The organism is Meiothermus ruber DSM 1279 (assembly GCF_000024425.1).
In the GTDB taxonomy this organism is placed as follows: domain Bacteria; phylum Deinococcota; class Deinococci; order Deinococcales; family Thermaceae; genus Meiothermus; species Meiothermus ruber.
Genome location: NC_013946.1, coordinates 245,916 through 259,444, shown reverse-complemented (window position 1 = coordinate 259,444; position 13,529 = coordinate 245,916). Strand labels below are relative to the sequence as shown.

At 62.1% G+C, this 13,529-nt stretch carries 10 protein-coding genes and 1 rRNA gene; 2 read left to right on the top strand and 9 right to left on the bottom strand.

Annotation, left to right across the window (positions count from 1 at the left end):
* Nucleotides 1–6 precede the first annotated feature (6 nt).
* From MRUB_RS01470 to MRUB_RS01430, 9 genes are all read right to left on the bottom strand, one after another.
* On the bottom strand, nucleotides 7–1,302 hold the full coding sequence (locus MRUB_RS01470; RefSeq protein WP_013012587.1) for a cytochrome P450: 1,296 nt from the start codon (nucleotides 1,300–1,302) through the stop codon (nucleotides 7–9).
* Between the two features lie 173 nt (nucleotides 1,303–1,475).
* A 16S ribosomal RNA gene (locus MRUB_RS01465) occupies nucleotides 1,476–2,964 on the bottom strand.
* Between the two features lie 154 nt (nucleotides 2,965–3,118).
* A complete protein-coding gene (locus MRUB_RS01460) occupies nucleotides 3,119–4,717 on the bottom strand; it encodes a glycoside hydrolase family 43 protein (protein WP_013012586.1) in 1,599 nt (532 codons plus the stop codon).
* Nucleotides 4,714–6,048 carry a GH1 family beta-glucosidase gene (locus tag MRUB_RS01455; protein WP_013012585.1) on the bottom strand — a complete coding sequence of 445 codons (1,335 nt, stop codon included), beginning with the start codon at nucleotides 6,046–6,048 and terminating at the stop codon, nucleotides 4,714–4,716. The genes MRUB_RS01460 and MRUB_RS01455 overlap by 4 nt, the downstream gene beginning before the upstream one ends.
* Before the next feature lie 8 nt (nucleotides 6,049–6,056).
* Entirely contained in the window at nucleotides 6,057–7,058 is a 1,002-nt protein-coding gene (locus MRUB_RS01450; RefSeq protein WP_013012584.1) for an endo-1,4-beta-xylanase, read from the bottom strand.
* Nucleotides 7,059–7,147: 89 nt separating this feature from the next.
* Nucleotides 7,148–7,987 (bottom strand): carbohydrate ABC transporter permease, encoded by an 840-nt coding sequence (locus tag MRUB_RS01445; RefSeq protein ID WP_013012583.1) that lies wholly within the window; start codon nucleotides 7,985–7,987, stop codon nucleotides 7,148–7,150.
* A gap of 1 nt (nucleotide 7,988) precedes the next feature.
* Nucleotides 7,989–8,972, bottom strand: coding sequence for a carbohydrate ABC transporter permease (locus MRUB_RS01440; protein WP_013012582.1), 984 nt, complete (start codon nucleotides 8,970–8,972; stop codon nucleotides 7,989–7,991).
* Between the two features lie 51 nt (nucleotides 8,973–9,023).
* Nucleotides 9,024–10,256 (bottom strand): ABC transporter substrate-binding protein, encoded by a 1,233-nt coding sequence (locus MRUB_RS01435; RefSeq protein WP_013012581.1) that lies wholly within the window; start codon nucleotides 10,254–10,256, stop codon nucleotides 9,024–9,026.
* Nucleotides 10,257–10,350: 94 nt separating this feature from the next.
* A complete protein-coding gene (locus MRUB_RS01430; RefSeq protein ID WP_013012580.1) occupies nucleotides 10,351–11,379 on the bottom strand; it encodes a LacI family DNA-binding transcriptional regulator in 1,029 nt (342 codons plus the stop codon).
* A 207-nt stretch (nucleotides 11,380–11,586) separates the two neighbouring features.
* Between MRUB_RS01430 and MRUB_RS01425 the strand changes: the two genes are divergently transcribed.
* Entirely contained in the window at nucleotides 11,587–12,585 is a 999-nt protein-coding gene (locus MRUB_RS01425) for a LacI family DNA-binding transcriptional regulator (RefSeq protein ID WP_235438137.1), read from the top strand.
* Nucleotides 12,582–13,529 (top strand): ABC transporter permease, encoded by a 948-nt coding sequence (locus MRUB_RS01420; protein WP_013012578.1) that lies wholly within the window; start codon nucleotides 12,582–12,584, stop codon nucleotides 13,527–13,529. Before MRUB_RS01425 ends, MRUB_RS01420 begins: the two co-directional genes overlap by 4 nt.

Genomic DNA, 13,529 nt, shown 5'->3' with positions numbered 1-13,529 from the left:
CCGGCATTACTTCCACCGGCGCACCCGCATGGGCATCCCACCATGGGCGCAGAGGGTGAAGTTGGGCTCCGGGCGCACAGGCGCGGGACGGACGAGCTCGAGGTCAAACTGCTGCAAAACCGTGGCTACAATCAGCTTGTACTCGAGGGTCGCAAACCCCTGCCCAGTGCACACCCGGGGCCCCAGGCTAAAGGGGAAGTAAGCCCCGCGCGGCAGCGACCTCTCGAACTCCGGCGTCCAGCGCTCGGGCCGGAACTCGTCGGGGTGCTCGAAGAAGCGGGGGTCGCGGTGGGCCGCCCACTGGCTCATCACGATCTGGGTTCTGGGCGCGAGGCGCATCCCCCCCAGCTCCAGCTCCTCCACGTTTTCCCGCCCGATGATCCAGACCGGCGGGTACAGTCGCAGGCTCTCTTTGAAGACCTGATCCAGGTAGGGCAGCCGCTGCACATCCTCGAAGCCGGGCAGCTTGCCCAGGCTGTCCACTTCGGCCTTGAGCCGGGCCTTGACGTCTGGATGCTGGTCGAGCAGATACCACGTCCATATCAGGGCGTTGGCGGTGGTCTCGAGACCCGCCGTAATGACCGTGAGCACCTCGTCGCGCAGTTGCCGGTCGGATAGCTCGACACCGGGCTGGTTCTGGGCTTCTAGCAGCATTGAGAGTAGGTCGTCGCCCAGGTCACCGCGCTCGCGCCGGTAGGCGATATGGCGGCTCACCATGTCGTTCAGGGCCCGCACCACCCGGATGCCATCGCGGTTGAGGCCGGGGTGCCAGTCGGGCAGGTTGAGCCAGCCATAAACCATCTGCCCCACCACCTTCTGCCCCAGCATGATGGCCTGGTGCATAATCTCGCGGTCTTCGCCAGCTTCCACGTCGAACATGCACTTAGCCACCACCCGCAGGGTAAGGGCGTTCATGTCTTCGTCGATGTGCCGGATTTCGCTGTTTTGCCAGTGCGAAAGCATCTCCAGGGTGAAGCGGCTCATCACCTCGGCATAGCCCTGCAGGCGCTTGTAGTGAAAGGCCGGGCGCATCAAGCGAATCTGCTGCTTCCAGAACTCCCCCTCGGAAAGCAGGATGCCGTTGCCCATCCCTCCAGCGAAGGAGCGGGTCAGGTCGGACTTATGAAACTGCTCGGCCCGCTCAATCAGCACCTCCCGGATCAGGTCAGGGTGGTTGAGAAAAACGATCTCCTTACCCGAAGCAAAGCGAAAGGTGGTGATATCGGGGCTGGTGCGTGAGAGGTGGACAAAAAAAGCCAGCGGGTCTTGGCGTAGCTCGAGTTCGGTGGGATCCAGAATCATCCAGATAAAGAATACTGCAAGGCCTGGAAGGTTCTACCACGCAAATAAAAAACCCGCCCCGAAGGGCGGGCATAAATCTTGGCGCAGGTTAGGCGAGTCTTCGCTTGCGCGAAGTCTGGCTCGGCTACGACAGCCGCCAGATTGGCGCCACAAAGGGCGCATGAACTCCTTAGAAAGGAGGTGATCCAGCCGCACCTTCCGGTACAGCTACCTTGTTACGACTTAGCCCCAGTCATGAGCCTTACCCTAGGCGCCTGCCTGTGGCTCCCGGCGACTTCAGGCAAAACCCACTCCCATGGCTTGACGGGCGGTGTGTACAAGGCCCGGGAACGTATTCACCGCGGCATGGCTGATCCGCGATTACTAGCGATTCCGGCTTCATGGGGTCGAGTTGCAGACCCCAATCCGAACTGAGCCTGCTTTTGTGCGATTGGCTTCCCGTTACCGGGTCGCAGCGCTTTGTGGCAGGCATTGTAGCACGTGTGTCGCCCAGGTCGTAAGGGCCATGCGGATCAGACGTCATCCCCGCCTTCCTCCTACTTTCGTAGGCAGTCTCGCTAGAGTGCCCAGCCGAACTGATGGCAACTAGCAACAGGGGTTGCGCTCGTTGCGGGACTTAACCCAACATCTCACGACACGAGCTGACGACGACCATGCAGCACCTGTCTCACGGCTCCCTTGCGGGCACCCCCGGCTTTCACCAGGGTTCCGTGGATGTCAAGACCTGGTAAGGTTCTGCGCGTTGCTTCGAATTAAACCACATGCTCCACCGCTTGTGCGGGCCCCCGTCAATTCCTTTGAGTTTCAGTCTTGCGACCGTACTTCCCAGGTGGAGTGCTTAACGCGTTAGCTACGGCACCCAACAGATGTCGGACACCCAGCACTCATCGTTTAGGGCGTGGACTACCCGGGTATCTAATCCGGTTTGCTCCCCACGCTTTCGCGCCTCAGCGTCACAAATCGTCCAGGTAGCTGCTTTCGCTATTGGCGTTCCTTCCGGTATCTGCGCATTTCACCGCTACTCCGGAAATTCCGCTACCCTCTCCGACCGTCTAGCCTCACAGTATCCAACGCACCCCCGAAGTTGAGCTTCGGTCTTTAGCATCGGACTTGAGAGACCGCCTACACGCCCTTTACACCCAGTAAATCCGGGTAACGCTCGCACCCTCCGTATTACCGCGGCTGCTGGCACGGAGTTAGCCGGTGCTATTACCTCGGTACCGTCATTATCGTCCCGAGTTCAGAAGTTTACACCCCGAAGGGCTTCGTCCTTCAAGCGGTATCGCTCCGTCAGGCTTTCGCCCATTGCGGAAGATTCCTAACTGCTGCCTCCCGTAGGAGTGGGGTCCGTGTCTCAGTACCCCTGTGGCTGATCGTCCTCTCAGACCAGCTACGCGTCGTCGGCTTGGTAGGCCATTACCCCACCAACTACCTGATGCGCCGCAGGCCCATCCCAAAGCGCCGAAGCTTTAAACATCCACCAAAGTAGATGTCCACATCCAGGATTAGCTAAGATTTCTCCTAGTTGTCCCAGACTTTGGGGTAGGTCACCTACGTGTTACTCACCCGTCCGCCACTGGCTGCATAAACAGCCCGTTCGACTTGCATGTCTTAGGCATACCGCCAGCGTTCACCCTGAGCCAGGATCAAACTCTCCGAAAACATTTGGGTTTGAGCTGTGATGCTCAAGATTTGTAACGTGGAAAACCACGTTTTTGTCGTATGTGTTTCCTAACCTGCGCTTTCAAGATTCTCGCATCACCGTTTGGCGACGCAAAGAGGAGATTATCAAATGCTTTGGGTTATGTCAATAGGCTTACTCGAGCCCCCGGTAGACAAAGTAGTCGAAATCGGCGTGCAGGCGCGCTCCGCTCAGATCCTGCGCGCACAGCCCGATAAAGGTACCGGTAAAGCCCAGCCCCCGGCAGTGGTCGTCGGAGAGTTTGTAGGCCGGGAAGCGCAGGGGAATCTCGCTCCAGTCCAGGCCATTGGCTGAGTAGGCGAAGCCAAAGGTATCGCGCTGGTATCGCACCTTGAGGTAGACCCTTGACCAGCCCTCGATTCCCAGCTCCCCATCCAGCGGTTCGTCGTAGTGGCCGTTGTCACAGGTCAGGATGCTAAGGGTTTTGCCCAGTGCTTCATCGCGGCTCACCCGTAGGTAGACCCAGTTGCCAGTGTCGTAGTAGCAGACCAGCCCGGCCATCTGCTGGAAGTGCTGGGGTTCGAACTCCAGCACCGTCTCGGCCTCGGCGTAAAAGTGCTGCAGGCGGCGGGCCACCAGGCTCTGGCGGTGGCGCGAACTGAGCGACTCCCGGCCAAAAAGGCGCAGGTAGCTGGGGCGCTCGGTGAGCGAGAGCCAGGAGGGATCGGGGGGGTGGCGCAGGGTCTGGAAGTGGAGGCTCAGGGTTGGCGCTTCGAAGTCGTCGCGTTCGGGTTCCTTCGGCCAGGGGTGGGCGGGAAGGGCCGGGGCTTCCACCTCCAGGGCCGGGGTATTGCTCCCGTGCCAGAGCCGGGGCCAGCCATCCGGGCTCCAGCGGATCTTTTGCAAGGCCGTTTCGCGGCCCAGCGGGCAGTGGCGGCGCAGGGCCTGGGGGGGCTCGAGGGGGCGCCCGACCAGGTGGGCCATGTACCACTCCCCCTGCTGGGTCTGCACCAGCGAGGCGTGGCCGGCTTTTTGCAGGGGTAGTTCCGGGTGGCCTCGAGCGGTCAGGGTGGGGTAGCAGGGATCCACCTCGTAGGGCCCCTCAATGCGCTGCGAGCGGGCCACCGTCACCGCGTGGGCATAGGTCGTACCGCCTTCGGCCACCACCAGGTAGTACCAGCCGTCCTTCTTGTACAGGTGCGGCCCCTCGGTCACGCCCAGGGGGGTTCCCCGGAAGATGTTGTGCACCGGCCCCACCAGCCGCTTTTGCTGGGGGTCGTACTCTTGCAGCAGGATGCCGGCAAAGGCGTTGCGGCCCTTGCGGTGATCCCAGCGCATATTCAAGAGCCATTTGCGCCCGTCCTCGTCGTGGAAGAGCGAGGGGTCGAAGCCCGAGGAATTGAGGTACACCGGCTCCGACCAGGGGCCTTCGATGCTTGGAGCGGTTACCAGGTAGTTGTGCGCATCCTTGAAGACCTCGCCGTTGCCCCAGGTTTTCACGTCGGTGTAGATGAGGTAGAACTGCGCCCCATCGTGGCTCAGGCAGGGGGCCCAGATGCCCCCGGAGTCGGGGTTGCCCAGCATCTCGAGCTGCGAGGTGCGGGTCAGGGCGTAGCCGATGGGCCGCCAGTGCACCAGGTCGCGCGAGTGGTGCAGCCGCACCCCCGGCCACCACTCGAAGGTGGAGGTGGCGATGAAGTAGTCGTCCCCCACCCGCAGGATGGAGGGGTCGGGGTGGAAGCCCCGCAGGATGGGGTTGAGGATCCGGGTCATGAGCTGGCGACCGCCTCCCGCAGAAAATCCCGGAACCAGTAGCCGCTGGCCTTGATGCGGCGTCGCTGGCTGGGAAAGTCGACGTACACCAGCCCGAAGCGCTTGGCGTAGCCCTCGGCCCACTCGAAGTTATCCAGCAGGCTCCAGGCGAAGTAGCCTTTCAGGGGCGCGCCGTGCTGCAGGGCTTCCAGGCAGAGGGCCAGGTGGCGCTGGAAGTAGCGGACGCGCTCGAGGTCGTGAATCCCGCCGTCGTCGGCGACGGCGTCGGGGTAGGCCGCCCCGTTCTCGGTGATGTAGATGGCTTTGGGGCGGTACTCCCGGCCCAGCCGTATGAGCAGGTCGTAAAGCCCCTCGGGGTACACCTCCCAGTCCATATCGGTGTGCTCCTCGCCGACCCGCACATACTGGAAGCGGTAGGGCTCGAGGTCGCTGTTGCGCACCACCGCGCGGGAGTAGTAGTTGATCCCCAGGAAGTCGGTGGGTGCAGCAATGGTGATTAGGTCGTCGCCCTGCACGGACGGGGCTTCGCCGTAGAGGGCCAGCATATCCGCTGGGTATCCAAGGCCGTACAGCGGATCCAGGTACCAGCGGTTCTGGAAACCGTCGAAGCGACGGGCAGCGGCCACATCGGCGGGGTCTGGAGAGGCCGGGTAGCCTGGCGAAAGGTTGAGGGTAATCCCCACCCGAGCGCCCGTTACATTCCGACGGATCACCGGTACGGCCAGCCCATGGGCCAGCAGCAGGTGGTGCGAGGCCCATATCGAGTGCTTAAAGTTCTGCTGGCCCGGTGCATGGATGCCAGCGTGGTAGCCCAGGTACGCCGAGCACCAGGGCTCGTTAAGGGTAATCCAGTGCTTGACCCGATCCCCCAGGTGCCGGGTTACCAGATCGGCGTATTCGGCGAAAGCGTAGGCCGTCTCCCGGCTCGGCCAGCCGCCCTGATCCTCCAGGGACTGGGGCAGATCCCAGTGGTAGAGGGTGGCCCAGGGGGTAATACCCTGCTCCAGCAGGGCGTCCACCAGCCGGTTGTAAAAGTCCAGGCCCCTGGGGTTCACCCTCCCCCGGCCCTCGGGCAGGATGCGCGGCCAGGCCACCGAGAAGCGGTAGGCGTTCACCCCCAGTTCTTTCATCAGGGCGATGTCCTCTGGATAGCGGTGGTAGTGGTCGCAGGCCACATCCCCGTGGTCGCCGCCTTTGGTTTTGCCGGGGGTATGGCTGAAGGTATCCCAGATGCTGGGCCCCCGTCCGTCCTCGGATACCGCGCCCTCGATCTGATAGGCGGAGGTCGCCGTGCCCCAGATGAAGTTGGCGGGGAAATCGCTTCGTTTCATAGGTCTCCTTAGGGTTGTTGTAAGGTGCGCTGGAGGGCAAAGTAGGCCGGTTTGGGTTGGTAATCCACGTCGAAGATGAGGGGCTCGCTGGCCCCCCGCCAGGAGTGGGCATCGGTAAAGCCCCACAGGGTGAAGACCTTGCAGCGGGGCTGGCGCAAGCAGACTTGCAGCACTTCGCGGTACACCTGGGCCTGCCTCTCGAGCCGTTCGGCTCTGGAGCCGGTGCTACTTAGCAGCACGTCCATCTCGGTGATGTGAATTTCCAGTCCGAGCTGGGCGAAGCGCTCGAGGTTCTCGGCCATCCGCACCTGCCTGGGGGAGAAGCTCGAGTCCACGTGCACCTGGAAGCCCACCCCATCCACCGGCACCCCCCTTGCTCTGAGCTCCTTCAGAAGCGCGTAGATGGCATCCGACTTGGCCCCCAGGCCCTCGGCCCCGTAGTCGTTGTAGAACAGCTTGGCGCTGGGGTCGGCCGCACGGGCCAGCCGAAAGGCTTTTTCCAGGTAGCCGGGCAGCACATCGAAGGGCGTCGAGCGCAGCCGGGCATCGTCGCCGATCGCCTCGTTCACCACGTCCCAGTAGGCGATTTGGCCGCGGTAACGCCCCACCACGGTGCGGATGTGATCGCTCAGGATGGCCTCCATCTCGGCCGAGGTAAAACTGCCGTACATCCAGCGGGGCAGTTGCTGGTGCCAGACCAGGGTATGCCCCCGCACCGCCTGCCGGTTCCTCTGGGCAAAGTTCAGAAGCAGGTCGGCAGCGGCAAAGTTGTACTCACCTCGAGCGGTCTGCAAGGCCCCCCACTTCATCACGTTCTCGGCCACCACCAGGTTGAACTCCCGAGCCAGCACCTGGGCGTACTGGGGTTCCTGCAGCAGCAGACTCGGTTCCACAGCCGCTCCGATCTGAATTTTCCGAGCCTCGGCCAGGCTTCGCAGCGGCGGGCCGGGCTGGGCCCATACCATCAGTCCCAAGCAAACCCCCACGAAAGTCCAGCGAGTTAGGTACATCTAACCTCCTATCGCGTATGGAATCGGCCGTAATGAACCTCGAGCCCGGCCCATAAGGTGGAACCGTTCTTCAACTTTTCCGTGCCGCCTTAGCTCTTGACCGCCCCCGAGGTCAACCCCTCCATGAGCTGCCGGGCCGCCAGGGCAAACACCAGCAGCAGCGGGGCAACCAGCAGGGCCGTCCCGGCCATAATGGCCCCCCACTCCACGTCGGTGGCCCCTTGCAGGGTGCGCAGCACCACCGGCAGGGTTTTGGTCTCCTGGGTACGCATAATCACGTTCACATCGGCAAAGCGGTTCCATGAGCCGATAAAGGTAATCAGGCCCAGGGTGCCCAGGGCCGGGCGGATCAGGGGCAGCACGATGCGCCAGTAAATCTGGAACTCGCTGCAGCCATCAATTCGCGCCGCATCCACCAGTTCCTTGGGAATGGCCGAGATGATGTACTGCCGCATCAGGAAGATGCCCAGCGCACCGGCCATGGCCGGCACCCAGAGGGCTTTGGGGGTGTTGATCCAGCCGATCTGGTAGATGAGCAAATAGAAGGGAATCAGGTTGAGAATGGCGGGTATCAACAAGGTCGCCATGACCACCGCAAAGAGCTGTTCGCGCCAGCGGAACTGGTACATGGCAAAGCCAAAACCAGCCAGACTGCAAAAGAACAGGCTGGTGATGGTGGTCATCAGGGCCAGGTAAAAGTTGTTCCAGTAAGCCCGCCAGAAGGGTATCTTCTCGATCAGAATCTGGTAGTTGGTCAGGAAGTGTTCTCCAAACCAGATGGGGGGTGGAAAGCCGAAAATTTCCGAGCGCTGGTGCGTCGCAAACACGAACATAAAGTAGAACGGCGCGATGGTCAGCACCCCACCCAGCACCAGGAGGGCGTACCCCCCCAGGCGCAGCAGCCAACCCCCCGGGGAAACTCGAGCCATACTAATCGCCTCCTCGAGCTGCACGCCCAAAAATCAGGTTGTTGAGGTAGGTGAGTATGCCGATAAAAACGAAGAGTATCCAGGCGATGGAAGCCGCCGTGCCCATCTCAAGCCACTCAAAAGCCGTGCGGTACATGTACATGGTGGCGGTCTGTCCCCCCGGTGTGGCCGCGCTGGCGCCCCCGTTCAGCAACACAAAGGGCTGCTCAAAAAGCTGCATGTTGCCAATGATGGTGAGGCTAACAGCAAAAAACATCATGGGCCGCAGAAGGGGCAGGGTGATGTAGCGGAACTGCTGAACGCGGGTGGCCCCATCCACCGCAGCGGCTTCGTAAAGGTCTTTGGGAATGGCCTGGATGGCCGAGAGGTAGAGCAGAGTGTTCCAGCCGGTAAACTGCCAGATTACCACCAGTGCAAGGGCGTACTTGATGTTGGCGCTGGTGAACCAGTTGATGTTCTGGTCGGGCAGCAGCGCACCCAGCAGAGGCCAGGTGTTGAGGTGGGCGATCACCAGGTTGATAACACCGTTGTTGGTGGCAAAAAGGGTGTTGAAGATGAGGGCAATGGCCACCGAAGAAGTGATGTAGGGGAGGAAGTAAACCGCCGTGACAAAGGTCTTGAAGCGGCTGAGCACCATGTGAATCACAAAGGCCAGCGGAATGGCAATCAGGTGCTGTGGGATACCCGAGAACACCCCCAGCCAGACGGTGTTCCACATGGAGCGCCAGAACATGGGGTCGGTCAGGGTGAAGGTGTAGTTCTCGAGGCCCACGTACTTCCACCGGCCCCACCCGTCGCTGGGCGTCCAGGCCTGAAAGGACATGTACAGAGAAAACAGCGTGGGGTACAGGCCAAAAATCAGGAAAAGGATGAAAAAGGGACTGACAAAAATGTAGGGCGCATAGCGGCGCTGGAAGCTGCTCCAGCGCATAGCCAGGCTGGGGCCGGCATGGCCGGAGGTTGGGATGCGAACAGACTTTCGCACGGATGCTCCTCAGAAAGAGGGAGAAGGGCCTACCCTCCTCCCCCCGTTGGGCTAGCGCATACGGCGTTCGATGAGCCGCTTGGCTTCAGTCAGGGCAGCCTGGATGTCCTTGCCCTCGTCCAGCACCTGGGACAGCGCCTGGGTCAGAATCTCGTTGGCGATGCGGTCATACTTATTAGCTTTGAGGGGCTTGACCCGGCGGGCTGCGTCGCGCCAGAGCAGCCGGGCCTGCTGACCACCCAAGAACTCAATGGGCTCGTTAAAGGAGGGGTCTTCCTGGGCCGACAATAGAGAGGGGAAGGCGCCGATGGCCCTAAAAGCAGCCACCTGCGCTTCTTTGGTGGTAGTTACAAACTTGATGAGCTCCCAGGCCAGGGCCTTGTTCTTGGAAGTGGTGGGAATGGCGTAGAAGCTACCACCCCAGGACGCGTACATCCCCTCGGGCAGTTGCTGCACCCGCCACAGTCCCTTGGTTTCGGGGGCCATCCAGTTTTGCAGGTGGCCTTGCAGCCAGGCCCCAGAGAACTGCGTGGCCACGGTACCTTTTTTGAAAGCATCGTACCACTCGTTGGTCCAGGCCCCAACCCGGGCATCCAGCCCAGCCGCACGAATGTTTTTAGCCAGCTCAAAGGCCCGCACAAAGCGGGGGCTGTCCACAATCACCTTGCCCTGGGCATCGAAGTAGGGGCTGGTATTGGCCGGGGTGGTGGCGAAGATATTGATCCAGGCCACATCGGAAGCATCGGCAATCAGGAAAGCGCCGGTGGTGGCCTTGATCTTGCGGCCTGCTGCAATGTAGCCCGGCCAGGTCATCATGTTCTTGGGGTCTACACCGGCTTTTTGCAGGATATCCACCCGGTAGAAGAAGGTGCCGGGGCCGATGTCCACCGGCATGGCAATAAACCGGCCATCCGACGCGGTGGCCTGGGCGATGGTGTAGGGGGTAAAGAACCGCTTGTACTGCCCGGCGTTGTAGGGGGCCTTGTTCAGATCCTCGAAACCCTGCCCCTCGGCAAAGCGGCCCACAAAGCCAATCTCGATGGCCGCCACGTCGGGCAGGCCCTGCCCGGTAGCCAGGGCGGTGGTGAGGGCGTTGTGGTGGTCGGCGTACTGCTGGATTACCAGCTTGACCTCGACGTCGGGGTACTTCTTGTTGAACAGCTGTATCTGGGCTTTAAGGGCGTCGTCCAGGTTGGGAAAGACCCCAACCGTGAGGGTGGTTTTCTGGGCCAGGCCCAGTCCAAACAGTACCAGCAGTGCCAGCAGCGATGGGATTTGCTTCATGGTTTCCTCCTAAACAAGCAGATTGCCTAAGCCGGTTTTGAAAGCGCTTTCAAAGTTATTCAGATAGCCTTCATCACCTCCTTCACTCCAGCCGTCAGGTCAACAGGTGCGCAGCCAGGGCGCCCGTAGAACGGATCAGGGCTGTGGATTCCCGTACCACCAGGTGGGTGGAGAGGGGTTTAGGGGTGTAATCGCGCCCCTCGAGGAGGGCCAGCATCAGGCGCGCAGCCTCCCAGCCCATGGCCGGGCCCGGCTGGCGGACGGTGGTGAGGGGTGGGGTGAAGTAGCTGGAGCTGGGTAGATCGTCGAAGCCCACCAGCGAGACATCGTGGGGAACGCGAATTCCCCGGCGGTACAGGGCCACATTGGCGCCGTAGGCCATCTGGTCGTTGGCGGCGAAAATGGCGGTGAACAGAGCGCCTCGAGCCAGCAGCGCCTCGACGGCCAGCACCCCGGACTGCTCCATGTAGTCCCCCACCACCACCAAGGCGGGGTCGAAGGGGATATGGGCATCCTCGAGGGCCGCCCGGTAGCCCTCGAGGCGCTCGATAGAGTCGGGATGGGAGGTGGGGCCGGCAATGTGGGCAATCCGGCGATGGCCCAGCTCAATCAGGTGCTGGACGCCCTCATAGGCTGCCCGTCGGTTGTCTATACCCAGGCATTGCAAACCTGGTATCCTGCGGCCCACCACCACCACCGGCATGGTGTGGGCCAGTTCCTTCAGGCGCTCCTCCGGCACGCTGCCGTCCATCACGATCAGACCATCCACCTGGCGGCCCACCAGCACCTTCAAGGCCGCCTCTTCCTGGTCAACCCGCCAGTGTCCGCTGGCAAAGATGGGGTGGTAGGCGGTGCCCTCGAGGGCCTGTTCCACCCCCTTGAGCATCTCGGCGTAGTAGGGGCTGCTGATCTCCTGGGTGATGACCCCGATGGTGAGCGAGCGACCCTGGGCCAGGCCCTTAGCCATGATGTTGGGGCGGTAGTGCAGGCGCTCAATGGCCCTGAGAACGGCTTCCCGCTTGCTGGCAGCTACTCGAGCCGTGCCATTGATCACCCGCGAAACGGTGCTGGGCGAGACTCCGGCCTCACGGGCTACATCGCTAAGGGTTACGGCTTCGCGCATGCTGACCTCTAGAACTGCTTTAGGTTTCTGAGGGAAGAGTAAATCAGATTTTGAAAGCGCTGTCAAGTGCCTGTTTGATGCGCGACCGCCGCCCAGGGTTGACAGTAGGAAGGATGGGTGATATTGTTTGCGCTAACGTTATCTCAAAAAAATACCTCGTAAGGATGGCAAAATTAAATGTCTAGCGAAAAGGTTACCTTAGCTCATGTGGCCCGCCTCGCCGGGGTCTCCATCATCACCGTCTCCAGGGTGCTCAACAACAAAGGGCGCTTCTCGGAGGCCACCCGGGCCCGGGTGCTCCAGGCCGCCAACCAGCTCGGCTACGTAGCCAATACGGCGGCGCGTAGCCTGCGCGGGCACCCCACCCAGATTCTGGGGATGGTCATTCCCGAGCTGGTCAGCCCGTATTTTGCCGAGTTGGCGCGGGCCGCGGCCGATGCGGCCAGCCAGATGGGCTACGACCTGGCGGTGTTTACCACCTCACGCGACCCGGAGCGGGAGCGCGAGCGGGTGGGGGCCCTGCTCGGTGGGCTGGCCGACGGACTGATCATAGTGGTGCCGATTGGGTCGGCGGGCTTTTTAGCCAGCCTCGAGCGCAGCCGCGCCCCGGTGGTGCTGGTCAACCATTTCGGCGCACCAACCCACCTCCCGGTGGTGCGGGCCGACAGCTTCGAGGGTTCCCTGGCCGCTGTGCGGCACCTGCTGGCCCTGGGCCACCGGCGCATCGGTTTTATCACCGGAGCGGCCCACTCCAGCCAGGCCACCGAGCGCCTGCGCGCCTACCGGGAGTGCATGCTGGCGGCGGGGCTGTGGGATGAGCGGCTGGTGCGGCCCGGGGACTTCACCCAGCAGCGGGGGGTGGAGGCCGGCCATGAGCTTTTGAGCCTCGAGGAGCCCCCCACCGCCATCTTCGCGGCCAGCGACCTCACCGCCTTTGGGGTTATCGCCGCGGCCCAGGCCCGGGGTTTGCAGGTGCCGCAAGACCTCTCGGTGGTGGGCTTCGACGACATCCCCACCGCGGCCCACTCCCACCCCAGCCTGACCACCGTAGCGCATCCCATTCAAGCCATGGGCCAGGCCATGGTGGATCTGATCATCAAGGCCAAGGCCGGCGAGCAGGTGCGCGACGTGCTGGTGGAGTTTCCCAGCGAGCTGATCGTTCGGGAATCGAGCGCACCCCCCCGAATCCCCGGAGAAAAAGTATGAACCCCGCAACCGCAAAAAGCCTGGCTGGCCACAACGGGCCTGCAACCCTCGTCCGCCGGATCTGGCGCTACCGGCTGCTTTACCTGATGCTGCTGCCCGGCCTGCTCTACTTTCTGGTTTTTCGCTACTGGCCCTTGTGGAACGCCCAGATCGCCTTTAAGGACTTCCAGCCCACGCTGGGGGTCTGGAGCAGCCCGTGGGTGGGCCTGCAGCACTTTCAGGACTTCTTCAGCTCTTACTACTTTGGTCAGCTTTTAGCCAACACCCTCGTGATCAGCCTGGCCAAGATCGCGCTGGGTATTCCCCCCGCCATCCTACTGGCAATTGCCCTGCACGAAACCAGCCGGCGCTTTCTGGCCCGGGTGGTGCAGACCATGAGCTACCTACCGCACTTTTTGTCGTGGGTCATCGTCTACGGCATTCTGCTGGCCATGCTCTCCCCCAGCGAGGGCCTGCTGAACCACGGTTTGCGGGCGCTGGGCCTCGAGCCCATCCCCTTCCTCACCTCCACCGCCACCTTCCAGCCGGTGGTGGTGCTCTCGGAGGTCTGGAAAGAGACCGGCTGGAGCGCGATTCTATTTCTGGCCGCCCTGCTTTCCATCAACCCGGCCCTCTACGAAGCCGCCGCCATCGACGGAGCCTCGCGCTGGCAACAGGTGCGCCATATCTCCCTGCCGGGGCTGATGGATGTACTGGTGCTGGTGGTGCTGCTCAAGATCGGAAGCATCCTGGACGCGGGCTTTCACCAAATCTTTGTCCTGTACTCGCTGCCGGTCTACAGCGTGGGGGACATCATCGACACCTGGGTGTACCGGCAGGGCATTCAAAACTTTCAGTTCAGCCTGGCTACAGCGGTGGGCCTGTTCAAGGGCCTGATCGGCCTGGTCTTGATCGTGGTGGCGAACCGCCTGGCCCGGCGCTTTACCGGCAGCAGCCTGTACTAG

What these genes read in the sequence shown, in the direction of transcription:
- MRUB_RS01470 (WP_013012587.1), bottom strand. Translation starts at nt 1,302, where the DNA reads ATGATTCTGGATCCCACCGAACTCGAGCTACGCCAAGACCCGCTGGCT.
- MRUB_RS01450 (WP_013012584.1), bottom strand. Translation starts at nt 7,058, where the DNA reads ATGTACCTAACTCGCTGGACTTTCGTGGGGGTTTGCTTGGGACTGATG.
- MRUB_RS01455 (WP_013012585.1), bottom strand. Translation starts at nt 6,048, where the DNA reads ATGAAACGAAGCGATTTCCCCGCCAACTTCATCTGGGGCACGGCGACC.
- MRUB_RS01435 (WP_013012581.1), bottom strand. Translation starts at nt 10,256, where the DNA reads ATGAAGCAAATCCCATCGCTGCTGGCACTGCTGGTACTGTTTGGACTG.
- MRUB_RS01460 (WP_013012586.1), bottom strand. Translation starts at nt 4,717, where the DNA reads ATGACCCGGATCCTCAACCCCATCCTGCGGGGCTTCCACCCCGACCCC.
- MRUB_RS01430 (WP_013012580.1), bottom strand. Translation starts at nt 11,379, where the DNA reads ATGCGCGAAGCCGTAACCCTTAGCGATGTAGCCCGTGAGGCCGGAGTC.
- MRUB_RS01445 (WP_013012583.1), bottom strand. Translation starts at nt 7,987, where the DNA reads ATGGCTCGAGTTTCCCCGGGGGGTTGGCTGCTGCGCCTGGGGGGGTAC.
- MRUB_RS01420 (WP_013012578.1), top strand. Translation starts at nt 12,582, where the DNA reads ATGAACCCCGCAACCGCAAAAAGCCTGGCTGGCCACAACGGGCCTGCA.